A 23,494-nucleotide genomic window follows, 5' to 3' on the forward strand; every position below is an offset into this window, starting at 1 on the left:
GCAATGTCCTTTCTCAAGCTGACATCCCCCTGATATCGGATTCATAGACTGGGAAGTAGAAAAACTCGTCAGGATTGTTCTGACGCAGCAACTCAACCAGCCTGGGGCTTAGCAGAACTGCGTTTATGGTTTTGTCCTTAGCTAACAACCCTGCCTCCCGCAGCATTCTGAACAGGACCTGCCGCAATTTATCGCGCGTTGAGGCGCTGGCATTATCCAGTTCGTCATGCCATTCCGATTTACGGTTATAGAAGGCATCGAAATCCTCAAAACTGAGATCCAGCTTCATCGCGACAAACCGTTCGTGTAGCACTTCCACCGCAAAGTCCGCGATAAAGCGGTACAGGCGGCACACCGCAACCCACAGAAGGTGAGCCTGGTCCTGGTGGTTTGCCTCGGCCAGGAAAGTCAGTTCGCTTTCAGTCAACGTCTTCAGGCGTGCAATCGCCTCTCTACAGGTACGCTTTGCCGTGCTTTCCGTTCTGGCCTGTAGCAGGTTGTCATGCAGAACGTGAGTCCGTACCTCTCCCCAGTCACGTAGCGACAGGTACAGATCGGCCAGCTTCACCGATTCTCGGTGATACAGGCTGCCGGACGTGAAAGAGATGCGATACCTGCCTCGGGTCATTCGGAACGCTCACCCTTGCTCGTCTCAGCGGCTCCACCGCCCTTGACCCACTCATCCACTTCGACTTTTTTGAACTTCCAAAATCGCCCCATACGGTGGGCGGGCATTGCGTGCTTGTCGATCCAGCGGTACACGGTGTCATTGCTGACACCGAGGTGCTTGCCTATTTCGTCTACGGATAACCAGCGATCTTCCATCTCGGCCATGTTTTCGCTTCCTATGGGCGATGGTGTTGCCACCTTATCTCAGGCGGCACGGTCTCATGGGCTGAGCAGCCCTACACTACATTGACTGATCAATATATAGAGGTACCACGCTGCATTCAACCGATTTGACCCGGATAGACCAGCAAAGAACGGCATATATAGCCACCTGAAATCTGGGCGATCCCATCAATAGCCCCACGCAATCAACACCTGCGGTGTGAGCGGCATGCCTTTTACCGCCAAACAGCCCTCATCCCTCCTCGCTTGAGGGGCTTGCACTCCCGCTGGCAGCCTCCTTCAGTCCACCGAGGTGCTCCTCCAGATCTTTCAGGAGGCGTTCGCTTTTCCGCACGATTCGACAAAGCTCCGCCTGGTTGGCATTGAGCCTTCGCAACATTTCAAAACCATCCTCAGTTTCCATGATGAGCGGTTTCTCCCAATCCTGTGCCCGCGTGAAGGCTGGTTTGTGATAGCGGAACCGACCTTCTTTGCGGATGTACTCACTGAACACTGATCGTCCCTCGCCGCTCTTCTTCTGGACGAAGCGATTGTAGTACCAGGACAACTCCAGCTTTCTTCTCCGGAGTCGGACGCGGCAGCCGAAGTGCCCGGGATAGCCGGGTGTCTGGTCGGTACGATGCGCGACGTTGTGGGACCAGAAGTGATCACAGAGCCGCTGCGCCAGATAGCGGTACCTCGCTTGCTCCACGTCCGCTTGCTGGTGAATCGCCGTCAGAAACTGACGGCATTGCGTTATGGCGGCTTTGATACCACGTTGGTGGTTCACATTTTGGGCTCGGCTGACCGCCTCCCACTCTTCGCAGATTTCCTGGTGGGTCATTCGTTTGCTCATGGCTGGCTCCTCGCTATGGATTTGCCAACAATCGTAATCCGTCGAGTGCTTTGAGCTGCCATGTGCTTTTGTCCTTTTTGGACACAAAGGCGGGGGCGGAGGCAGATTCCTTCCTCCAAGCCATGGGACCTTTCCAATTCCTGTCCACGTGACTACCTGATTTGGGACTTTGCCGCTGCGCTCCCACGCGCCATGAAATAGCTCGCATGGGCTGAAGGATCCGCGCTCCATTATTTATTTGGGACCCTGGCCTCCCACCTCAGTGAAAACACCGGTATCCGGTGGCTTGATGGAACCGGACTGACTGTCGTCGCTACGACAATTCCCGCTACTTCCTCGGGGCACTTACAAAGGGCTTGGAAGAGACCTTTTGGAGCCCCGTTGTGATATGGACATGCCCCGTAAAATAACAGGGCCTCGAAAAGGCTCTTTAAGAGGCTGTTTTGATCACGTCCAGCATTGACTTTCACATGTGAAAGTCAATGCGCATTACCGCTTCACAAAATGATGCCGTGATGGTGGCGGGTAACAGCGATTGCTTACATTTCGCCAGATTTTGCTCGTAAACCGATGAGGCTCCCATGAAAATCGCCTTAATGACAGAAGTTAACCTTTAATTTCATCTAGTTATAATTTTTTTCTCTTTGCGCCCAAAATGGCCAATTTCACGGTTCTGGTCCTGACTCCTGATTACTAATAATCACTCCTGCCGTTAATCAACGAACCAGGAGTAGATAATGAAACACATGTTTTCTAGCGAGACCAACGAGCGCTTGCTCACATACGAAGAAGTGTGCGCCGTCACTCAGCTATCGCAAGCCACGCTACGTCGATACGTCCGATCAGGTCGCTTCCCCGCCCCCATCAAGCCAAACCCGCAAGGTCGAGCCGTCAGGTTTCGGATCCAGGATGTTAGAAACTGGCTGGATCGGTTGTGACGGAGGGGCAAATGAAATTTCAATTGAGAGACTCTGGCCTGTACTGCTTCAGCTCTGATGAATGGCAAAGAGTTGGTGGATGGATTGAGGTTATTGCCAGAACCCGACTCTCCAACAAGAAGCACGGTCACGGTGCGCTGCTGCAGTGGAAAAATATGGACAACGTCCTGCTCCGCGAGGTGGTGTATGCGCGCAACCTGAACGGCGATAACGCCCGACAGATACGGGAGCTGCTCGTGGACAGCGGCTATCCGCTGGAGCCTGGCAATATCAGTTGGGCACGACTACAACGCTACCTGCTTGAGGAAATGGCAAAGGCGCCGCCGGCCACAACCGTCGACCGTACAGGTTGGCACGGCCCCATCTTCGCGACGAGTAGCTGGACGGCAGGTCAGGCGGATGAGCAGCACTACTTCGTCGGGCAGCTATCAACCTCCCCTCTACTTCAGGAAAACGGTTCTCTCCAGGATTGGCAAGCTCAAGTGGGGAAGCTGTGTGAGGGCAACCCGCTGGCGATGTTCAGCATTGGGGTAGCCCTTGCGGCACCACTGCTGAAGCATGCGGAGATTGAAAATGGGGCTTTTCACTTCGGCGGCAATAGCTCCAGCGGTAAAACGACACTACTGCAGGCGGCCGCGAGCGTGTGTGGTGCACCAACGTTTGTGCGGAACTGGGTATCGACTGCCAATGGCTTGGCAGCCGTGGCTGCTGAGCACAATGACATGTTGCTGGCATTGGATGAAATTGGCCTGGCGCGCCCGGAAGATGTCGATGTAGCGACGTATCATATAATGACCGGTGCCAGTAAGTTGCGTGCGAATATATCAGGGGACCTTACTGCACAAACGCACTGGCGAACTCTGGCTTTAAGTACCGGTGAGGTATGGCTATCGGAAGTATTTCAGGAAATAGGCAAGTCGGTTAAAGCCGGCCAAGAAACCCGACTTGTCGAGATTCCGATTTTTGGGAGGTTTGGAGCCTTTGACAAGTTGCATGGATTCAACAGTGCCCAAGAGTTCGTGGACACGTTGAAAAGCCGTACCGGGCACTACCACGGCACACTGTTCCGGCACTGGCTCGAGCGTCTTACAGAAGATGTGAATGACCTACCCAGCTACATCCAGAATGAGGTTGCCCGGTTGACGGAGCAATGGAAGACCCCTCATATGGCTTCGCAAGTCGTCCGAGTGATCAGGCGGTTCGCACTGATCACCGCTGCACTATGCCTGGCATGTCGGAACTATCTCCTCCCCTGGACGGAAGCGGAGTCGGTTCGAGCAGTACACCAAGTCGTTGGAGCCTGGCTTCGGAGCCGGGGTCACATCTTCAATTCGGAGGAGTACCGCCTGTTGGCCCGCCTTCGCGATGCTATTTACAAATGGAATCACCGTCTCGTTGACATAGAGCGGGGGGATTACGGAAGAGCAATTGGTCTGCGACGCAAAGTGGCCGGTGAGACGCAGTGGCTGATACCCAAAAATACTCTTATCAAGGAGCTTGGCCTTCGAAGTCGATACACCCGGGAAATTGAGCCGCTGATCCAGAGAGATTTCCTGGAAACCAATGAACAGAGCCGTGGCACCATGAAAATCAAGCTACGGGATCGATCGGAGCGTTTTTTCGCCCTGTGGCCTGATCGCATCAAGGCGTATTGGGAAGCGCTACCGGATGGAGATGGACTTTCCCAGTTTCCCACTTATCCCAGTGTTGATTCGGAGGTAACGGAGAATGAGTAACAAGACCTTCAGTCCGCCTTCGGAGGAGGTGCGCGCCAAGCTGCTGGCTCGTTCTGGACAGTGTGAGCGGCTGGTTCGGGAGTCGGACCGTCGAGCGATTACAGCCGTCAGCCGGACGCAGTGGTGGACCTTGGAACGAAAGCGAGTGGCTCCGGCACGACTCAAGCTGGGATGCAACTCAGTGGCCTGGCGCCTGTCGGATCTGTTGGCCTGGATTGAGCAACAAGGGGCCTGATCTGGCCCCTTTACCCTCCAGAGCTGACTTCACCTCTCACGATGGGCGCCAGCCACTCGCAGAGCGCCTCGTGAGCCGCTCTTCGCTCTTCAAAGTACGCATGCTTGTTATAAACCCGGTCCGTCCGGTTGCCGGGCAGTTGATTCAGGCAGCGCTGAGCCAGATTGTCATCAAAACCAAGCTTGCCCAGCTTCGTCCTGGCCGTGCCACGCAGATCGTGGACGCGGCGCTTGTCGAACGAAAAGAACTTTTTCTCAAAGAGTTTCTTGAGCGCATGGTTCAGCGTGTTTTCACACACAAACGGCGTCCGTGCTTTTTTACTGATCCTGCGAGCTGGAAATACCCACTCACTACCGCAGGAACGTACCTTCAGCTCATTCAGCCATTCCACGGCGGGCTCCGCCAACGGGATATCGATGGCCCTTCTCTTTTTGGTCCTTTCCTCGGGCAGGTACCAGATACGGTTCTCCAGATCGAATTCCGACCAAGGCGCTGCCAGCAGCTCCATTTTTCTCGTACAGGTCGCAATCAACAAAGCACAGGCCAGGTAGTTTTCACGGCTGAACTGCGCCGGAATCACCCGGAGTTTGGTGAAGAACTCGGTGACTTCGTCTTCATTCATTGGGTAGTTGGCGGCCTTCTCCTCCCCGCCGGCGTCCCTGGGACGGAATGGCGAGGCTGGATTGAACCTGGTGACGTCCAGTTTGATGCCATGATCAAACAGGTTCCTCAGCAGGCGCATCAAATCATTTGATAGGGTTGGGCGGGGCTTATTGTCGTCATAGCCAGTGGCCACGTCCCGCAGGATTTCACTGATATCCACTGGTCGGATCTTTTCAAGTTCCACCTTTCCGATGCGCCAGGCGACCTCACGCTCGTACAGGCTCTTCTCTTTATGGTGGGACGCGATTTCTCGTTTGCGAAGCTCGTAGTAGTCCGCGTACAGGTCATTGAGCGTTTTGAAGGGGTTTTGGTTGACCTTCTGCCGCTCCTGAACCGGGTCAGCACCCTCACGCTTGATCGCCAACCTCAGCTTCGCCGCCTCATCACGGGCGTCGGCCAATGACCAGTCGTCCACCTTGCCGATGGTGTATTCGCGCCGGAGCTTGGTAGCTGGGGTGGTATAGCGCAGCATCCAGTAGGCATCGCCGCGCTTCGGGGTCATGAGGTAGAGACCATTGCCATCGGCATGCCGCACGGATGGCTTCTCTTTGATCAGTTTCTTGACGGTCTTGTCGTGTAGCTTGCCCACTTTCCTGCCTTAAAAAAATTGGGGAGTACAATCTCGCCGATACAATATAGCGAGAAAATACTCCCCAATCTACTACCCATCACTACCCAAACTTGGCAGAACTTACACGAACATTATGAGCGTCAAAATTACATAACTATTTGATTTATAATGCCATCAAGAACAACGTCGAACCCCCAAGAACATCACTCAATATTCTGCACCTGTTCCCGCATCTGCTCGATCAACACCTTGAGATCCACCGCAATACGGGTAACCGCCGCATCGATGCTTTTGCTGCTGAGGGTGTTGGCTTCGCGGTTCAGCTCCTGCATCAGAAAATCCAGGCGCCGACCGATAGCATCGTCGTTCTTCAGGGTGTCGGTAACCTCACTGATGTGGGCATCCAGCCGGTCCAGCTCCTCCGCCACATCACTTTTCTGGGCCAGCATGACCATTTCCTGGGCCACACGCTCCGGATCCAGCTCCACTTTCGCCTTCTCGAACCGGTCTTTCAGATTCCGCTCCTGGGCGGCCAGCAGTTGCGGCATTTTCTCACGCACCTCAGCCACCAGCTTACCCATGGTGGCCAGACGATCCTCGAACAACGGCCTCAGGCGCTCGCCTTCCCGTTCGCGCACACTCGTCAACTCAGCCACGGTATCGGCAAACAGATCTGCCGCTGCCTCCTTCGCCGCGCTGTAGTCCTTTTCGGGCAGAGACATCACCCCCGGCCAGCGCAGAATATCGAGCGCATTGATGTGGGCCGGGTTATCCAGCATACGGTTGATATGATTGGCCGCCTCGTTCACAGCTCGGGCCATCTCATCACTGATTTCAAAGCCCTGGACATCACTCTCGGCCGACTGCAGGCGCATGGAGACATCGACCTTGCCCCGCTTCAAGCCCTGCTTGCGCAATTCCTCCCGAAACCGGTTCTCAAGCTCACGAAAAGCCTCCGGCAATCGGAACGAAGGTTCCAGATAGCGGTGATTCACGGTACGAATCTCACAAGTAAGAGTACCCCAGTCACCCTGGGCGTCCTTGCGGGCAAAAGCAGTCATGCTGCGGATCATAGTGACTCCAGTGTTCGTCAAAGGAACATCGAGTTTAACAGGCAAACACCCGGAGCGGCGAACCCGACCAAAGGGGCACGCAGCCTCCCCCGCCGGGCGCTTGCTACGTGCTATACTCGTTGCCCTTTCAAAACGCCCGACCGGCACCAGCCGGACATTCATATTCAAAAACAGGACACACTATGCGACCAAGCGGCAGAACGCCTGAGCAACCCAGAGACGTCCGCATCACCCGGAACTACACGCGCCACGCCGAAGGCTCGGTATTGGTGGAATTCGGCGATACCAAGGTGATCTGTACTGCCTCTGTCGAAAACAAAGTGCCACCGTTCCTGCGCGGCGAAGGCAAAGGCTGGATCACCGCCGAGTACGGCATGCTGCCCCGCTCCACCGGCAGCCGCATGGGCCGGGAAGCTGCCCGTGGAAAACAGGGTGGCCGCACCGTGGAAATCCAGCGCCTGATCGGCCGCAGCCTGCGCGCCGCAGTGGACCTCGAAGCGCTGGGCGAACACACCATCACCATCGACTGTGACGTGATCCAGGCCGACGGCGGCACCCGCACTGCTGCGATCACCGGTGGCTGCGTGGCCCTGGTAGACGCGCTGAATCACCTGGTAAAAGAGAAACGCCTGAAGAAATCACCTCTCAAACAGATGGTGGCGGCGGTATCTGTCGGTGTCTACAGGGGCACCCCGGTAGCCGATCTGGACTACCCGGAAGACTCCGAAGCTGAAACTGACATGAACGTGATCATGACCGATCAGGGCGGCTTCATTGAAATCCAGGGAACTGCGGAAAGTGCGCCGTTCGAGCAGGCAGAACTGGACGCCATGCTGGCGCTGGCAAGGAAAGCGATTGATCAGTTGTTTGAACTGCAGAAAGAAGCTTTGAGCGCATAGGCCTGACGGCCTACTGAAAGCTAGCGGGTTCGGAGGGGGAAGCCTTTCCGGGACCGTCTCCGGCCAGGGATGGCCGGAGTCGAGCGCACAGGGATGTGCTTGTAGCGTGTTCCGGAAAGGCTTCCCCCTCCGGACACGCGACCGACTATCCCAAAGCTCAGAAGCCGATCTCGATATCATAATCCATAATCACCGGGGCATGATCAGAAAACCGGGTCTCGTCATCAATCCAGCCATCACGAATGGCCTTGCGAATACCCGGCGTCAGCAGGTGATAATCCACCCGGATACCCGCTTTCTTACGGGAACCCTCAGTCTGCTCCGGCCACCAGGTGAACTGATTGCTCTGCTTGTTGATCTCGCGGAACGCATCAATACAGCCCATTTCATCAAACAAACGATCCAGCCATGCGCGCTCATGGGGCAGGAAACCGGAGAAATCGGTCTTGTGATAAAGCGGGCTGGCGTCGGTTACATGGTGAGCGGTCTGCAGATTCGCGCATAGAATAAACTGACGACGTTTGCGCAGGGTTTTCTGCATGTGGATGCCAAAGGCTTCCATGAACTCGTCTTTGTGATCGAGCACCGTCAGGTCGTCTTCACCGATCAGTTCTTCCTCGCGGCCGAGGGCACAGGGCGCGAGCACGCAGGCAACGGAAACCTTGTCGAAGTCGGCCTGGATAAAGCGGCCTTCCCGGTCTGCCTGCTCATTGGCAAAGCCATACATGATGGCCTTCGGGAAATGACGGGTGTAGATGCCGACACCACCGTGTTCATTCAGTTCACCATCAATGAAGTAGGCCTCGTAGCCTTCCGGAATCAGGTTCCTGTCTTCAATTTCGTAGGCGCGCATGCGGTGGTCCTGCACACAGACCACATCAGCGTCCTGTTCGGCAAGCCAGTCAAAAAAACCCTTTTCAACAGCCTGCTCAAGACCATTGACGCTGATTGATACTACCCGCATACGTGTTCCCTGATTCGGTTTGTGTGTATGATACCGTTTTTACGCTTTAATTAAAGATCAAACCCCGCCAGAAGCCTTGCCATGCATGACTATCAGCAAAAATTCATTGAGTTTGCCATCCAGCGGAATGTGCTGCGTTTTGGAGAATTCACACTCAAATCCGGGCGCACCAGCCCCTACTTCTTCAATGCCGGACTGTTCAACACCGGAAACGACCTGCTTGAGTTAAGCAAGGCCTATGCCGCTGCGATAGCACGCAGCGGGCTGGATTATGACATCATTTTCGGGCCTGCCTATAAGGGCATTCCGTTGGCCACGGTAACCGCCATGGCACTTGCAGCAGACGGGAACAGCAAACCTTTTGCCTTTAACCGCAAAGAAAAGAAAGATCATGGTGAGGGTGGCAATATTGTTGGCGCCCCACTACAAGGTAAGGTACTGATTGTTGACGACGTGATTACCGCAGGCACGGCCATCCGGGAATCTATCGACATCATCCGGGCCGCCGGAGCCGAACCGGCGGGCGTGCTGATTGCCCTGGACCGACAGGAAAAGGGCAACGGTGAACTGTCCGCCATCCAGGAAGTCGAGAAAGAGTTCGGCATCCCCGTTGTCAGCATCATTCGTCTTGAACAGGTACTGGACTACCTGAAGTCCAATCCGGAATTTGCCGGCCATGCGGAGAACGTGGCCAGCTACCGGGACCGCTACGGAGTCTGATGAATGCGTCACCATCTGACCGTTTCTCCTGTTGTTGCCGGCGTTGCGGCCTTCGGACTGCTGTTTGCGGCCGGCGCCCAGGCAACCATGTACCGTTACACGGATGAAAACGGACGGCTGGTTATCAGCAACACCATTCCCCAGGAAGCGACCAAACGTGGTTACGATATCCTGAGCAACAACGGCCGGGTGGTCGAAACCGTTGCCCCCGCCCCTACCGCCGAAGAAATCGCCGCCAGGGAAGCGGAGAAAGAGCGCCAGAAGCAACTGGAAATCCAGCAGGAGCAGGATCGTCTGCTCCTGAAACGCTTCAGCCATCCGGATCAGGCTGTGCGCGCCATGCATCGCAAGATCCGCGAACTGGAAGGCATTATCCAGCTGAAGCGCGGGAACATTTCAGTAATTTCCAGCCAGCTCGACAGCGAGCAGAGCCGCGCGGCGGATATGGAGCGCGCTGGCCGGGACATCCCGGAAACGACGCTGGAGAAAATCCGCAGGCTCGAAGCCCAGATTCGAGACATCGAGCGGGAGATTTCCGCTCAGCGGCAGGATATCGGCGAAATGAAAAAGGCCTACGAATCAGACATCAAGCGCCTGGAAGAAATCACCGGGGAGACACGAACACTCCCCCTGGAGCCGGAAGAAAACTAAGCTCCACTAATGACAAAGGGCGCTCAACCGAGCGCCCTTTGCGTATGACTCACCAACTCGCCGAATCACGCAGTGGCGGCAGTGGTTTTCTTGGCCGCAGGCTTGCGGGCAGTGGTCTTGCGCGCAGCCGGCTTCTTGGCCGTTACGGACTTCTTGGCATCCTGAGCGGCTTCTGAAACATCGTCGGCTGCTTCAGAAACGGCGTCCGCACCTTCGGCAGCTTCTTTTTCCAGCTTCGCAACCAGCTCAGCGGCGAAATTGCCAAAGCGGGAGTTCAGCGAACGCAGCTGCTCGAACAGGTTCTCGGAGTAGCCGTTGTAACGCTTGCGCAGGGTCTTTACGCTGTACTCACGCGCTTCCGCTTCCAGCTTTTCTGCATAATCAAACGGCTTGGACGCCAGCTTCTTCTGCTGCTCTTCAGCCGCGTTGATGCCTTTCTCAACGATGTCTTGCAGCTGTTCCTGATAGGATTTCAGTTTACCCATGGTGGTTCTCCCTGTTTTCCGAGTCGTTTCGGCACCGCGTTTTGCAGAGCCTTTGGTAACTTTCACCTATCAAAGTACGGCTAAAAATTAGAATGTTCATACTAAACACAGATAGGGGTTTTTACCGATTATTCACTTGATCACAGAATACTCGCTGGCATAATCGCACACTGTTTTAACGAAGCCCGTCTCCCGGTTGTATTCAGGCTCCATACGAACGAATACCAGAAGGCGCACCTGCAGCGCCCCGTATGCGAGTAGTTATGAAGAGAACGCTTTATCCCAGTCCGCTGTCACGAACCGCGGCCACACTCCTTTGCCTGTTTGCCATAGTTCTGGCCGGCTGCCAGGAAGACACGCGAGCCAGTAAACTGGATTCGAAACGCGCTTCGGAGGTGGCAGACAGCCGCCTCAAACAGGCGCAGGGCGACCTGCTTGCCACGCTCGGCCAAAGCCAGCCGGACGACCAGGAAACGCCACAGCCACCTGGCGCCGACATCCCGAAAACCCTGGTCTGGAATCCACCGCTCACCCGTGAAGACGGCTCAGCACTGACGCCTGGTCAGATTGCCGGTTACCGCATCTATTACCGACTGAAACATCAGGAGAGCTTCAGCGTCATTCCGCTGAACGATGGCAGCAAAAACCGATACACCCTGTCGGAGATGGAGCCCGGCGCCTACGAGTTCTCGATCACAACCATTGATGTGGATGGCCTGGAAAGCAGGCGATCAGATCCGGTTGAGGTCAACCTGATCTGACCGGAAGGACGGGTTACCAGCGGAAGATCACCCAGCTGGGCACAAGCAGGTCGGACTCGGTATCCTGAACCCAGCCACCGCCGTCGGCCGGCACCAGGTAGTATTCCGGGCCAATTTCAGGCACCACTTTGATCTCCATCAGCTGGCCATTCACCCGATACTCATAAAACACTTCTTTCTCGCCGGGGCGAATAACAATCTCCGCACCACCCTCCGGCGGCTGGTAATCGGAAATAACCACAGGTTCCTGAGGGGTAACCACCGGGGTGGCATCCAGAGCCCCTTCATCCTGGGCCAGCAACGGCGCGGAGAAGCAGCCCCACAGCAGGGCGGAACAGGCGAATCGTTTCATTTTCGTGGTACCCTTTGGTTCATCTTTCTGGCTAGAGTTGCACAAGCTAATCCACGCTTCAATCAGAATCCGGACCTGTTTTGATATGACTGAACAAACCAACCCTCCCGTGGTTCTGGTGGACGGATCGTCTTACCTGTTCCGTGCCTACCATGCCCTGCCGCCACTGACTACCAGCAAGAATCACCCGACTGGCGCCATCAAAGGCGTAATCAGCATGTTGCGGCGGATTGAACAGGACTTTCCGGGCTCAAAAACCGTGGTGGTATTTGATGCCAAGGGTAAGACTTTCCGGCACGACATGTATGAGGAATACAAAGCCAATCGCCCCCCCATGCCGGATGATCTGGCGGTACAAATTGAACCCATTCACGAGATTGTCAGGGCGATGGGCTTACCACTGTTGATCGTGCCCGGCGTCGAGGCCGACGATGTCATCGGCACCCTGGCCCATGAAGCCACCAGCAAGGGCATCGATGTGGTCGTGTCTACCGGCGATAAAGACATGGCTCAACTGGTCAGCGACCACGTTACCCTCATCAACACCATGACCGAAACCGCCATGGACCGGGACGGGGTCGTTGAAAAGTTTGGTGTTACCCCGGAGCAGATCATCGATTACCTCGCCCTGGTGGGTGACAAAGTCGACAACATTCCCGGTGTAAACAAATGCGGCCCGAAAACCGCCGTCAAATGGCTACAGAGCTACGACAACCTCGACAACCTCATTGAGCATGCCGACGAGATCAAAGGCAAAATTGGCGAATACCTGAGGGAAGCAACCGACACCCTGCCCCTGAGCCGGGAGCTGGCCACCATCCGGACCGACGTGGAACTCGAATTCGGGCTGGAGGATCTTCAGGAACGCCAGCAGGACGACGCCAGTCTGTTAGAGCTCTTCAAAGAGTACGAATTCCGCACCTGGATCGCGGAACTGGAAAACGGCTCCTCATCAGACGACGGCTCCCAGAGCAGCCAACCACAGCCGAAACCTTCGGTGGAAAAGCAGTATCAGGTCATTACCGAGCAGGCGGACCTGGACCAGTGGCTGAAGAAACTCAAAGATTCCGATCTGTTCGCCTTCGACACCGAAACCACCAGCCTCCGCTACATGGATGCCGAAATTGTCGGCGTTTCGTTTGCTGTTGAGCCGGGAAAGGCCGCTTACGTGCCACTGGGCCATGATTATATGGGCGCGCCGGAGCAACTGGACCGCGACTCTGTGCTGGAACAGCTGAAGCCGTTGCTTGAAGACCCGAAACACAAAAAGGTCGGGCAGAACCTCAAGTACGACAAAAACGTGCTGGCCAACCATGATATACAGCTGGAGGGCATCGCCGAGGACACCATGGTGGAGTCCTACGTACTGAATTCGGTCGGCACCCGCCACGACATGGACAGCCTGGCCCGAACCTATCTTGATGAAGAAACCATCACCTACGAATCGATTGCGGGCAAAGGCGCCAAGCAACTGACGTTCAACCAAATCGATCTGGAAAGCGCGGGGCCCTATGCCGCCGAAGACGCTGACATCACCCTGCGCCTGCACCAGACTCTCGCCCCGAGGCTGAAAGACACCGGCAAGCTGGAATCCGTCTACCGGGAAATCGACCTGCCGCTGGTGCCGGTGCTGTCCCGGATGGAACAGCGGGGCACCCTGATCAGTGCCAGCACGCTACGCCAGCACAGCCAGGAACTTGCAGAGCGCATGGCTGAACTGGAGAAGGAAGCCCACGAGGTTGCCGGCGAAGCTTTCAACCTGGGCTCCACCAAACAATTGCAGGCCATCCTTTACGACAAACTTGGCCTGCGGGTCATCAAGAAGACACCAAAGGGCGCGCCATCGACGGCCGAGCCGGTTCTGCAGGAGCTGGCCCACGAGCACGAACTGCCCCGGCTGATTGTCGAGCACCGCAGCCTGAGCAAGCTGAAGTCCACTTATACTGACACCCTGCCCGAGCTTATCCACCACCGCACCGGGCGAGTGCACACTTCCTATCATCAGGCGGTGACAGCGACAGGACGTTTGTCTTCATCGGAACCCAACCTGCAGAACATTCCGATTCGGACCCGGGAAGGCCGACGCATACGCCAGGCATTTATTGCCCCGAAAGGCTACAAGTTGCTGGCCGCTGACTACTCCCAGATTGAGCTTCGCATCATGGCTCACCTGTCTGGCGATAGAGGTCTACTGACCGCGTTCGAACACGGCGAAGACATTCACAAGGCCACCGCAGCCGAAGTCTTCGGCGTGACAGTGGATGAGGTAACCGGCGACCAGCGTCGGAGTGCCAAGGCGATCAACTTCGGGCTGATCTACGGCATGTCGGCATTCGGACTTTCGCGCCAGCTGGAGGTGGACCGAAAAACCGCCCAGGAATACATCGACCGGTATTTCGAGCGTTACCCCGGCGTACTCAAATACATGGACAACATCCGCAAACAGGCCCATGACGACGGCTACGTGGAAACGCTCTACGGCCGCCGCCTGTACCTGCCGGAGATCAACGCACGTAACAAGCAGCTGCAGCAGGCCGCCGAGCGCACCGCCATCAATGCGCCCATGCAGGGCACGGCCGCCGATATCATCAAGCGGGCCATGATCGAGGTAGACAACTGGCTACGCAGCGAACACGCGAGCGATGCCTGCATGACCATGCAGGTCCACGACGAACTGATCATCGAAGTTCGCGAAGAAGCCGTAGACAAAGTCAAAGAAGGCCTGGTCAAGCGCATGTCCGCCGCCGCCAGCCTGGATGTGCCACTGCTGGTGGAAGCCGGTGTGGGTGACAACTGGGACCAGGCTCACTAAACACTCCGCAACTTCGGATAACGCCCTGTTTCTGAACAACATCCCGCCTCCGGGCACAGAAACAGGGCAGACTCTCCGCTCACACTCTCGCAGACACCAGCAAAGACGGCTATCGGCACAGAGGCACGAATTCTGCATTGTCCTCCGATGTCTCGGGGCCCTTCGCCCCATGCAGTGACACCAATGCGAGGTCCAAGCGATGAATTCCGCAACCAGCGAACGCAACTGGCTGTTCGACCCCAGTCTTCTGAAACTCGTGCATCAGTGCCGCCGGCTAATCCAGTCTGAATTCGGCGTAAAACTGCACCTTAACGAAGATGGCCTGGAGCAACACCTGGCCGAGTACGCCCGTAAAACCCGTTCAAAGCATCTGGTTCATACCTGGGAAGCGCTTAAGCAGAGAGTGCCGGAGCTGAATACCGCCAATATCGAAGAGGAAATTGCGCCACGGATGTACCGCGGACAACCCATAGCGGAGGAAGGTGCCAAAAAAGCTGCGGCGGAAATGTCGGGAACTGACTGCCCCCGGCAGAAAAAGGTGATCTACCGGGGCCGGGTGGTGGGCTGATTCCGGAAGGAATCAGCCTCAGAGGGCTATTCGAGAATCAGAAGGCTTTGCTGACTTCGAATGCGGCGCTCCAGGCGCTGAGTTCATACTTGGCCTTGTAATAGCTCGGGTCTTCGATATTGGTTCCCGGCAGATTCGCTACCTGATCCGGGTTTGCGTGCTGGTAGTTGCGCTCGGTGAACGAAGGATCGTCCGTGAACAGCAAGGTACCTACTGCAACATCCACAGTCCACCCGCTCTGGACATCCTTCCACTGCGCACCCAGGGTCAACCAGTGACGATCACTGGATGGAATCCTGGCGGTCAGGTAATCATCCACCGGAGACTCATCCCAGGCATAGCCAGCTTTCAGCGCCCATTCCGGGGTTGCCTGCCAGATGCCACCCACATTGAACTGCCAGGTGTTCTTCCACTCTTCGGTGATGTGGCTGAGGATAGCTCCTTCCTGGGGTGCATTGGTTACCGCACCACCGGATTCACGGCTGACGATGTCAAGCTCCTCGAAGCGACTCCACCGTGCATAAGTGGCACCAGCCAGCAGCGTAATGTCATCGGTCAGACGATGGCGAGCACCAACCGTAATGGCCTCCGGAATCGCCAGCGGTACCTCTACCTTTTCGCTCAGCGTTGTCGTCACACCGGGCTGCCCGGGAACCGGCACACCGCTGATTTCCGCGTCGCCTTTGAGTTCGAGCTCTGTGCCTGTCTGGGCACTCAGACCAAACTGTGTTCTGTCATCGAGTTCGTAGAGAAAACCCACACGGAAGGTAACACCAATATCGTCCCCTTCAATGTCCGCGTATGGATCGTCCATCCCTGCCACGGTCTGGCGGGCGAACTGGTCAGCCTGAGCCATCGGTAGGCCCTGACCCAGCGCCGCTTGCAGAGCTTGCGGATACACTTGCCCGGCGAGGTCCTGAGAACGAGTCAGACGTCCTTCGGCATAAATAACGTTGAGGCCAATGCCCATTGAAAGGCCTTTGCCGTTGTTCACCGAGAGCGACGGAGTGAAAGCAATCGCCGTCAGCTCGGTCTTGTCAGCAAAAAACCGTCCGACGAAATCATCCTCATAGTCTGCCGCCAGGCCATAAGGAGCATGAATACCAAAGCCCACGTCGATGCTGTCGTTAACCTCATGGGTCATGTAAAAGTTTGGAAGGACAGCAGGATCCGCAATATCGCCGCCGAGCTCGCCGTCGGCCATAACCTCAACACCGGGGACATTGCGACGCGCTTCAGCGCGCTTTGCCTCAGCATCAATATCCAACACCGCCGCACCAAACGAAATATTGGTGCCGGAAAGCTGGCTCATACCGGCCGGGTTGAACAGAACCGTGGTGGCGTTCTCGGGGTTGGCGGCAGCGCCGGCATTGGCCACGCCCATCTGGCTGGCGCTCTGCTCGTTCAGGGAAAAACCGCCGGCCAGAACACTGGCTGGTGCTGCTATGACTGCCAGCGTCGCCAAACGGATCGCTTTTACGAGTGCGTTGGTATTTTTGTGCATGGTGTCTCCTTTTTTAGAATCGCGCGGAGTATACGCAGCACATGGCAACTGCCTCAAATGCCAAAGCTACTGGTTCGCGCCGCTAACCAATTACAACTTTGGTATTAGATGCCGCCCCCGGTGAACGGGGGCGGAAGACGAGGACGTCAGTCGTCCTGAATGGTGAGTTTGTCGACGGAGGAAGACAGCTTGTCTGCACCCTGGGCGTCAGCACCCAGCTTGATCATCAGGCGCAGATCGTTGGCGGAATCTGCGTGCGCGAGGGCATCTTCGTAGGTGATGGAGCCCTCGGCATACAGCTTGTACAGAGCCTGATCGAAGGTCTGCATGCCAGACTCGTTCGATTTTGCCATCAGCTCTTTGAGTTTGTGCACTTCGCCCTTGCGGATCAGGTCTGCCACCAGCGGGGTGTTGATCAATACCTCGATAACCGCCTTACGCCCCTTGCCGTCCGGCGTGGGAACCAGTTGCTGGGCGACGATGGCCTTCAGGTTCAGAGACAGATCCATCCAGATCTGGTTGTGCTGCTCCGGCGGAAAGAACTGGATAATCCGGTCCAGCGCCTGGTTGGCGTTGTTGGCGTGCAGGGTGGCCAGACACAGGTGGCCGGTTTCGGCGAACTGAACCGAGTATTCCATGGTCTGGCGTGTCCGCACCTCACCAATCAGAATGACATCCGGCGCCTGCCGCAGAGTGTTCTTCAGAGCCACCTCAAAGCTTTCGGTATCAATACCCACTTCCCGCTGGGTCACGATACAGCCCTGGTGTTGATGCACGAATTCGATCGGGTCTTCGATGGAGATGATATGGCCGCGACTGTTACGGTTGCGATGGCCAAGCATGGCCGCCAGCGAGGTGGACTTACCGGTACCGGTTGCACCCACAAACATGATCAGGCCACGCTTGGTCATGGCCAGATCCTTGATGATCTCCGGCAGCGACAGATCGTCAATCTGGGGGATTTTCACCTCAATCCGGCGAAGCACCATGCCGCAAAGGTTGCGCTGGAAGAAGGCCGACACCCGGAAGCGGCCAATGCCCCGGGCACTGATGGCAAAGTTGCATTCGTGGGTTTCTTCTAACTCGGCGCGCTGTTTGTCATTCATGGCGCCGTAGACAAACTCCCGCGTCTGTTCTGGCGTCAGGGCCCTCTTGGTAACGGGCAACACCTTACCGTTCACCTTCATGCTGGGAGGCACCCCTGCTGTGATAAACAGGTCTGAACCACCCTTTTCTACCATGAGCCGTAACAGTTTCTCGAATTCCATTTTTCTACCCAGTTTTCAGTATCAGAAGTTATCCGGCATCTTCGCCTTGGCCCGAGCAGCCTCGCGGGAGATCAGACCTTTCTGCAACAGGCGCTCCAGGCACTGGTCCAGCGTCTGCATACCCAGGGAACCACCGGTCTGAATGGCCGAGTACATCTGGGCGATCTTGTCTTCCCGGATCAGGTTCCGGATGGCGGCGGTGCCGATCATGATTTCATGGGCGGCAATACGGCCACCCCCCATTTTCTTCATCAGAGTCTGGGAGATAACCGCTTGCAGTGATTCCGACAGCATGGAGCGAACCATGGACTTTTCTTCCGCAGGAAATACATCCACTACCCGGTCGATGGTTTTCGCGGCGGAGGTGGTGTGCAGGGTGCCGAATACCAGGTGGCCGGTTTCAGCAGCGGTCAGTGCCAGACGAATGGTTTCCAGGTCCCGGAGCTCACCTACCAGAATGATGTCCGGGTCTTCCCGCAGGGCCGAACGCAAGGCTTCGTTAAAACCCAGGGTATCCCGATGCACTTCCCGCTGGTTCACCAGACACTTTTTGGATTCGTGCACGAATTCGATCGGATCCTCAATGGTGAGGATGTGCTCGTAGCGGGTATCGTTGATGTAATCCATCATCGCCGCCAGGGTGGTGGACTTACCGGAACCGGTAGGCCCGGTTACCAGTACCAGACCACGAGGCACAGAAGAAATATCCTTGAAAACCTGGCCCATGCCCAGATCTTCCATGGTCAGAACCTTCGAGGGGATCGTACGGAATACCGCGCCAGCACCGCGGTTCTGGTTAAAGGCGTTAACCCGGAAGCGGGCCACGCCGGGGACTTCGAACGAGAAGTCGGTTTCCAGGAACTCTTCGTAGTCCTTACGCTGCTTGTCGTTCATGATGTCGTAGATCAACCCGTGCACTTCTTTGTGCTCCATGGGGGGCAGGTTGATCCGGCGCACATCGCCGTCGACACGAATCATTGGGGGCAAACCGGCAGACAGGTGCAAATCCGACGCACCCTGTTTGGCCGAAAAGGCAAGCAGTTCAGTAATATCCATAGGATTCCTCGGAGGGCTTTTTCTTTTAGTCCAGAAGCGGCAAACTCACATTATGAGCAGCATAGCAGACAACATCGGGAGCGTAACCCGACGCATACAAAAAGCAACATTGCAGGCAGGACGGGAGCCCGGCAGCGTGCGCCTTCTCGCGGTGAGCAAGACCCGACCGGCGGAGGATCTGAAGGCCGCTTTCGAAGCCGGCCAGATCGCCTTTGGCGAGAACTACCTGCAGGAAGCCCTGGACAAAATGCAGGCGCTCTCCGACATAGAGGGTATAGAGTGGCATTTCATTGGGCCGATCCAGTCCAACAAAACCCGCCAGATTGCCGAAGCCTTTGCCTGGGTTCACAGTGTGGACCGATTGAAGATCGCTCGCAGGCTCAGCGAACAACGACCAGAGACCCTGCCGCCGCTCAATATCTGTCTGCAGGTGAACATCAACAATGAGGACAGCAAGTCCGGCTGCACGCTGGACGAGCTTGATGAGCTGCTCGAGGCCATTGGCGAACTGCCCAATCTGCGCCTGAGGGGATTAATGGCGATTCCGGACCCGGACCAACCCGAGGCCGAGTTGCGGCTGAGTTTCCGGAAGCTGGCCTCCACCCTGACAAAGCTGCGGCAGGACCATCCTGAAGCCGGCCCACTGGACACCCTCTCCATGGGCATGTCAGATGATCTGGAAATGGCTATTGCCGAAGGTGCCACCTGGGTTCGTGTCGGTACGGCCCTGTTCGGCGCCCGCCCGGCCAAACACAGCCAGAGCTGAACGCTGCGGTTCCTGCTATCATCCGAACCAACGATTCAAACGATCAAGACCGGGAGTGAACCTTGAGCAGATCACCCACCATCTCTTTCATCGGCGCCGGCAACATGGCCAGCGCCATCATCGGCGGTATGCTGGATAGCGGATTTCAGGCCGGCGACATCTGGGTGAGCGCCCCGGATGACGGCCATCTTCAGTCAATTCGCAAACGTTTCGGCGTCAGCGTCACAACCGACAACCGCTATTGCGCCCAACAGGCGGACATTGTGGTGCTCGCGGTCAAACCCCAGGTGATGGGCGACGTCTGCCGGGACATTGCCCCGGTAGTTCAGAACACCCGCCCGCTGATGGTTTCCATTGCGGCCGGGCTGACCGCCGGCACACTAGATACCTGGCTTGGTGGCGGGCTGCCACTGGTTCGGGTGATGCCCAACACTCCGTCTCTGGTGGGCAAAGGTGCCGCCGGTCTGTTCGCCAACAGCCAGGTGAAAGACGATCAAAGAAAGGCGGTACAGAAAGTGTTCGAGAGCATCGGCTCGGCACTGTGGGTTGACGACGAAAACCTTCTGCACAGTGTCACCGCCCTTTCCGGCAGCGGCCCCGCTTATTTCTTCCTGATGCTGGAAGCACTTGAGTCCGCCGCAACCGAAGCCGGCATTGAGTCCGAAACGGCTCGCGCCCTCGCCATTCAGACCATGGCCGGGGCCGCCGAGATGGCCGCGCGCAGCGAGGATGACCCCGGCCAGCTCAAACGCAACGTGATGTCCCCTGGCGGCACCACTGAACGCGCCATCAACACCTTCGAGGAAGGCGGCCTGCGCGATCTGGTGAAAAAAGCCTACAGCGCTGCCTTCGAGCGCTCACGCGAGATGTCCAGAGAACTGGCCGATAAACAGTAACCGATAACGGAGACTCAGCTTCATGCTGGCAGATATTGTTATTACGATCCTGCTGATTGCGTCCACTTTCTATATGACCATCGTTTTGCTGCGGTTTCTGTTGCAGCTGGCGCGGGCGGATTTCTACAATCCCATTTCACAATTTGTAGTCAAGGCCACCAACCCGCCACTGCGTCCCCTGCGGCGTTTCATTCCGGGCTGGGGCGGCATTGACGGCGCATCCCTGGTATTGGCGGTTTTAATCCAGGCCATTACCTTCTTCCTCATTCTGGTCGCACTGAACGGCGGCATTCCCGCCATCAATCCGGTTACTCTGCTGGTTTGGGCCGTACTGAACGTGCTCAGCCTGATCGTGAAGATCTACTTCTGGTCGGTCATTGCCGTGGTAGTGGTCAGCTGGATCGCCCCCCAGAGTGGCCACCCTGCCATTCAACTGGTGGCCCAGATCACCGAACCGGTGATGCGACCCGTGCGTAATATCATGCCCTCCATGGGCGGTCTGGATCTTTCGCCAATCATCGTGTTCCTGATTCTGAACGTGATTACCGTGGTCATTGATCACATGAAAGTGGCGGCCGGACTGGGCTCAATCGGGCTCGGAATGTAACACGCGTCTCGAATATACATTTCGTTACACAATACACTGATTTGTTACTATCGATGGCCAGCAATTCAACCCACTGAATTGCTGGCCTTTTTGATAGCAAACTCAGGCCCTTTCCCGGAAATGCCGACTCGCGCACCCTCAAACATTAACAAAACAGGTTATTATTAAACGCATTTAATCTGGGCGAGCGATTGGCGACACGTGTTCACCATCACCGACTCACCCAGGACATACCCGGAAGTCGCGCAGAAGGATTATCCGATGAACCCGCAGGGAACTCTGTCGCAGCAGGTTGAGGCGTATCACAACTGGAAAAAGGAACTGATCCGGCAGATTGGCCGCTATCGGCTGTGGCTGCAGGATAACAACCTGTTTTCAGAAGACGTCAGCACCCGTATTCGTCACGGGCTGGAGCTGCTCATTGAAGATGAGCTGACCATTGCTTTTGTTGGTGAATACTCCCGTGGCAAGACGGAGCTGATCAACGCCCTGTTTTTCTCGGAATACGGCCAGCGCATGCTGCCATCCCAGGCCGGGCGCACCACCATGTGTCCGACCGAGCTGTTTTTTGATCGCAGCGCCAACCAGAACTATCTGCTTCTGCTCCCGATCGAAACCCGCACGGGTGAGCTGTCTCTGCAGCAGCTGCGCAAGAAGCCGGAACAGTGGATTCGGCATGAGCTCGACGAGCGCAATCCGGACGTCATGCGCGAAGTGCTGGCGGAAGTTGCCCGGATCAAGAGCGTGAGCCCGGAAGAGGCCCGGGAGCTGGGCTTCGACGAGGCCATGCTGGAACACGATCGCAATAATCCCGGTAATGTGCTGGTACCGGCCTGGCGTAATGCCCAGATCAGCATTCGCCACCCCCTGTTCGAGCGCGGCCTGCGCATTCTTGATACTCCGGGCCTGAACGCCCTTGGCTCGGAACCCGAACTGACCATCAGCATGCTGCCCCGGGCCCATGCCGTTATCTTTGTGCTCAGCGCGGATACTGGCGTCACAGCCAGTGACATGACTATCTGGAAAGAGCATATCGATACCGAGCACGCCGACCACCGGGCCGGCCGGTTTGCAGTTCTCAACAAGATCGACGTTCTATGGGACGACCTTCAGGGCGAGAAGCACACCCAGGAATCCATTGACCGTGTTCGCAACTACACCGCGGACCATCTGGGCATCCGCCAGCAGGACGTTATTCCTCTCTCTGCAAAACAGGGATTGCTGGCACGGGTTCGCAAAGACAACAACCTGTTCGACCGCTCCAACATCGGTAGGCTGGAGCAGCTGATCATTCAGCGCATCCTGATGCATAAGGAGCAGCTGATTACCCAGAACCTGATCAACGACTTGCTGGGAATGCTACAGAACAGCCAGGCGGCCATGCAGTACCGCCTGGATGCCCTGGAAGAAGAACGCCAGGCCTGCGCCGGCGCCACCCTCGACAAGGCCGCGCTGTCCCGGCTCGCGGAACGGGCCCAGAAGGATTATGACTTCTACTACAAGAAGCTGATCACTCTGCGTTCATCGCGTCGACTGATGGAATCCCAGGGTGACATGCTCACCAAGCTGGTCAGCGAAGATCGCTTTGAGCAGCACGCCAGCCAGGTACGGAAAATGATGTCGAAAAGCTGGACCACGGCCGGCATGAACCGGGCCATGGAACACTTTTTCGAACTCCTGGAGAGCGACCTCACTAACCTGCTGAGCGAAGGGCGGCTCGCGGAGAAAATGGTAGGCGCCATCTATCGCAGATACAACGAAGACACCCGCGCCCGGCACCTGGAGCCCATTCCGCTACGGGCCGGCCGGCATGTGATTGCCATTCGTGAATTGCGCAAGAAAGCCCGACGGTTCCGCAATAACCCGAAGAATCTGCTGTCGGAACAGTCAACGGTGGTCCGCCGCTTCTTCAATGTGATGGTGAGCGAGGCCCGTACGCTGCATGGCCGGGTGCGCAAAGATGTAGAGCGCTGGCCACACGAAGCCCTGCTGCCAATCATGCAGTTCTCCATGGAACAGAAACAGCTGCTTGAGCACCAGATCCGCCGCCTGCGCGACATGGTTCGCACCGATCGGGACAGCCGGGCCGAACGCCAGCGTCTGGATCATGCCACGGCAGACCTTCGCAAGCAGCTGGAACTGGCCGACGCCATGATGCGCCAGATTCGCAAGCCGGCGCCCACGATGATCCAGCAAAAAGTCGTCAATATTTCCGGCGCCATGTAACCAGGCACTGGCGAGCCGCACTACTTTGGTGCGACTCGCCAGACAGGCACCCTAAA

24 protein-coding genes are annotated in these 23,494 nt (G+C 56.6%); 13 read left to right on the top strand and 11 right to left on the bottom strand.

Features of this window, described 5'->3' with window-relative positions; all coding sequences use genetic code 11:
* Positions 1 to 13: 13 nt before the first annotated feature.
* From Q674_RS26690 to mobI, 3 genes are all read right to left on the bottom strand, one after another.
* Complete coding sequence (locus Q674_RS26690; RefSeq protein ID WP_023008354.1) at positions 14 to 628, bottom strand: DUF1819 family protein; 615 nt, start codon at positions 626 to 628, stop codon at positions 14 to 16.
* On the bottom strand, positions 625 to 834 hold the full coding sequence (locus tag Q674_RS26695; protein WP_008174223.1) for a helix-turn-helix domain-containing protein: 210 nt from the start codon (positions 832 to 834) through the stop codon (positions 625 to 627). The genes Q674_RS26690 and Q674_RS26695 overlap by 4 nt, the downstream gene beginning before the upstream one ends.
* A gap of 250 nt (positions 835 to 1,084) precedes the next feature.
* On the bottom strand, positions 1,085 to 1,687 hold the full coding sequence (mobI, locus tag Q674_RS26700; protein WP_023008355.1) for a conjugative transfer protein MobI(A/C): 603 nt from the start codon (positions 1,685 to 1,687) through the stop codon (positions 1,085 to 1,087).
* Positions 1,688 to 2,433: 746 nt separating this feature from the next.
* Between mobI and Q674_RS26705 the strand changes: the two genes are divergently transcribed.
* The 3 genes from Q674_RS26705 to Q674_RS26715 are packed head-to-tail and all read left to right on the top strand — an operon-like array spanning position 2,434 to position 4,596.
* The gene (locus Q674_RS26705) at positions 2,434 to 2,625 is read left to right on the top strand and encodes a helix-turn-helix transcriptional regulator (protein WP_031209892.1); all 192 of its coding nucleotides are present in this window, start codon (positions 2,434 to 2,436) and stop codon (positions 2,623 to 2,625) included.
* An 11-nt stretch (positions 2,626 to 2,636) separates the two neighbouring features.
* Positions 2,637 to 4,361: a DUF927 domain-containing protein gene (locus Q674_RS26710; protein WP_022987608.1), complete on the top strand. Its 1,725-nt coding sequence runs from the start codon at positions 2,637 to 2,639 to the stop codon at positions 4,359 to 4,361.
* Complete coding sequence (locus tag Q674_RS26715) at positions 4,354 to 4,596, top strand: helix-turn-helix transcriptional regulator (RefSeq protein ID WP_023008356.1); 243 nt, start codon at positions 4,354 to 4,356, stop codon at positions 4,594 to 4,596. Before Q674_RS26710 ends, Q674_RS26715 begins: the two co-directional genes overlap by 8 nt.
* A 10-nt stretch (positions 4,597 to 4,606) precedes the next feature.
* Here the strand turns inward: Q674_RS26715 and Q674_RS26720 are convergent, their stop codons facing one another.
* Together Q674_RS26720 and Q674_RS26725 are read right to left on the bottom strand one after the other, a co-directional pair.
* Positions 4,607 to 5,848 (bottom strand): tyrosine-type recombinase/integrase, encoded by a 1,242-nt coding sequence (locus Q674_RS26720; protein ID WP_022987607.1) that lies wholly within the window; start codon positions 5,846 to 5,848, stop codon positions 4,607 to 4,609.
* Between the two features lie 185 nt (positions 5,849 to 6,033).
* Complete coding sequence (locus Q674_RS26725; protein WP_023008357.1) at positions 6,034 to 6,903, bottom strand: YicC/YloC family endoribonuclease; 870 nt, start codon at positions 6,901 to 6,903, stop codon at positions 6,034 to 6,036.
* 182 nt (positions 6,904 to 7,085) lie between these two features.
* On the opposite strand from Q674_RS26725, the gene rph reads away from it, so the two are divergent.
* Complete coding sequence (rph, locus tag Q674_RS26730) at positions 7,086 to 7,802, top strand: ribonuclease PH (protein ID WP_023008358.1); 717 nt, start codon at positions 7,086 to 7,088, stop codon at positions 7,800 to 7,802.
* Positions 7,803 to 7,959: 157 nt separating this feature from the next.
* Here rph and Q674_RS26735 read toward each other — a convergent pair whose 3' ends face one another.
* Positions 7,960 to 8,766: an exodeoxyribonuclease III gene (locus Q674_RS26735; protein WP_023008359.1), complete on the bottom strand. Its 807-nt coding sequence runs from the start codon at positions 8,764 to 8,766 to the stop codon at positions 7,960 to 7,962.
* 81 nt (positions 8,767 to 8,847) lie between these two features.
* On the opposite strand from Q674_RS26735, the gene pyrE reads away from it, so the two are divergent.
* Positions 8,848 to 9,486, top strand: coding sequence for an orotate phosphoribosyltransferase (gene pyrE, locus Q674_RS26740; RefSeq protein WP_023008360.1), 639 nt, complete (start codon positions 8,848 to 8,850; stop codon positions 9,484 to 9,486).
* A gap of 3 nt (positions 9,487 to 9,489) precedes the next feature.
* Positions 9,490 to 10,137, top strand: a complete 648-nt coding sequence (locus Q674_RS26745; protein ID WP_023008361.1) for a DUF4124 domain-containing protein — start codon at positions 9,490 to 9,492, stop codon at positions 10,135 to 10,137.
* Between the two features lie 65 nt (positions 10,138 to 10,202).
* Here Q674_RS26745 and Q674_RS26750 read toward each other — a convergent pair whose 3' ends face one another.
* On the bottom strand, positions 10,203 to 10,622 hold the full coding sequence (locus tag Q674_RS26750; protein ID WP_011784089.1) for a hypothetical protein: 420 nt from the start codon (positions 10,620 to 10,622) through the stop codon (positions 10,203 to 10,205).
* A 263-nt stretch (positions 10,623 to 10,885) separates the two neighbouring features.
* On the opposite strand from Q674_RS26750, the gene Q674_RS26755 reads away from it, so the two are divergent.
* Positions 10,886 to 11,383, top strand: coding sequence for a fibronectin type III domain-containing protein (locus Q674_RS26755; RefSeq protein WP_023008362.1), 498 nt, complete (start codon positions 10,886 to 10,888; stop codon positions 11,381 to 11,383).
* 13 nt (positions 11,384 to 11,396) lie between these two features.
* Here Q674_RS26755 and Q674_RS26760 read toward each other — a convergent pair whose 3' ends face one another.
* Positions 11,397 to 11,735, bottom strand: coding sequence for a DUF2782 domain-containing protein (locus Q674_RS26760; RefSeq protein ID WP_011784087.1), 339 nt, complete (start codon positions 11,733 to 11,735; stop codon positions 11,397 to 11,399).
* Between the two features lie 85 nt (positions 11,736 to 11,820).
* Between Q674_RS26760 and polA the strand changes: the two genes are divergently transcribed.
* The gene (gene polA, locus Q674_RS26765; RefSeq protein WP_023008363.1) at positions 11,821 to 14,547 is read left to right on the top strand and encodes a DNA polymerase I; all 2,727 of its coding nucleotides are present in this window, start codon (positions 11,821 to 11,823) and stop codon (positions 14,545 to 14,547) included.
* A gap of 199 nt (positions 14,548 to 14,746) precedes the next feature.
* The gene (locus tag Q674_RS26770; RefSeq protein WP_023008364.1) at positions 14,747 to 15,115 is read left to right on the top strand and encodes a hypothetical protein; all 369 of its coding nucleotides are present in this window, start codon (positions 14,747 to 14,749) and stop codon (positions 15,113 to 15,115) included.
* Positions 15,116 to 15,152: 37 nt separating this feature from the next.
* Here Q674_RS26770 and Q674_RS26775 read toward each other — a convergent pair whose 3' ends face one another.
* The 3 genes from Q674_RS26775 to Q674_RS26785 all read right to left on the bottom strand — a co-directional run bounded on the left by Q674_RS26775 (position 15,153) and on the right by Q674_RS26785 (position 18,943).
* Positions 15,153 to 16,619 (bottom strand): OmpP1/FadL family transporter, encoded by a 1,467-nt coding sequence (locus Q674_RS26775; protein ID WP_011784084.1) that lies wholly within the window; start codon positions 16,617 to 16,619, stop codon positions 15,153 to 15,155.
* 146 nt (positions 16,620 to 16,765) lie between these two features.
* The gene (locus Q674_RS26780; RefSeq protein ID WP_022992154.1) at positions 16,766 to 17,887 is read right to left on the bottom strand and encodes a PilT/PilU family type 4a pilus ATPase; all 1,122 of its coding nucleotides are present in this window, start codon (positions 17,885 to 17,887) and stop codon (positions 16,766 to 16,768) included.
* A 21-nt stretch (positions 17,888 to 17,908) separates the two neighbouring features.
* Positions 17,909 to 18,943 (bottom strand): type IV pilus twitching motility protein PilT, encoded by a 1,035-nt coding sequence (locus Q674_RS26785; RefSeq protein WP_011784082.1) that lies wholly within the window; start codon positions 18,941 to 18,943, stop codon positions 17,909 to 17,911.
* A gap of 52 nt (positions 18,944 to 18,995) precedes the next feature.
* Here Q674_RS26785 and Q674_RS26790 point away from each other — a divergent pair, with 52 nt between their 5' ends.
* From Q674_RS26790 to Q674_RS26805, 4 genes are all read left to right on the top strand, one after another.
* A complete protein-coding gene (locus tag Q674_RS26790) occupies positions 18,996 to 19,709 on the top strand; it encodes a YggS family pyridoxal phosphate-dependent enzyme (protein ID WP_011784081.1) in 714 nt (237 codons plus the stop codon).
* 62 nt (positions 19,710 to 19,771) lie between these two features.
* Positions 19,772 to 20,605: a pyrroline-5-carboxylate reductase gene (proC, locus tag Q674_RS26795; protein ID WP_023008365.1), complete on the top strand. Its 834-nt coding sequence runs from the start codon at positions 19,772 to 19,774 to the stop codon at positions 20,603 to 20,605.
* A gap of 22 nt (positions 20,606 to 20,627) precedes the next feature.
* Positions 20,628 to 21,212: a YggT family protein gene (locus tag Q674_RS26800; protein ID WP_011784079.1), complete on the top strand. Its 585-nt coding sequence runs from the start codon at positions 20,628 to 20,630 to the stop codon at positions 21,210 to 21,212.
* A 261-nt stretch (positions 21,213 to 21,473) separates the two neighbouring features.
* Positions 21,474 to 23,438 carry a dynamin family protein gene (locus tag Q674_RS26805; RefSeq protein ID WP_022992152.1) on the top strand — a complete coding sequence of 655 codons (1,965 nt, stop codon included), beginning with the start codon at positions 21,474 to 21,476 and terminating at the stop codon, positions 23,436 to 23,438.
* The last annotated feature ends 56 nt before the right edge of the window (positions 23,439 to 23,494 follow it).

It is taken from the genome of Marinobacter sp. EVN1, assembly GCF_000475375.1.
GTDB lineage: Bacteria > Pseudomonadota > Gammaproteobacteria > Pseudomonadales > Oleiphilaceae > Marinobacter > Marinobacter nauticus.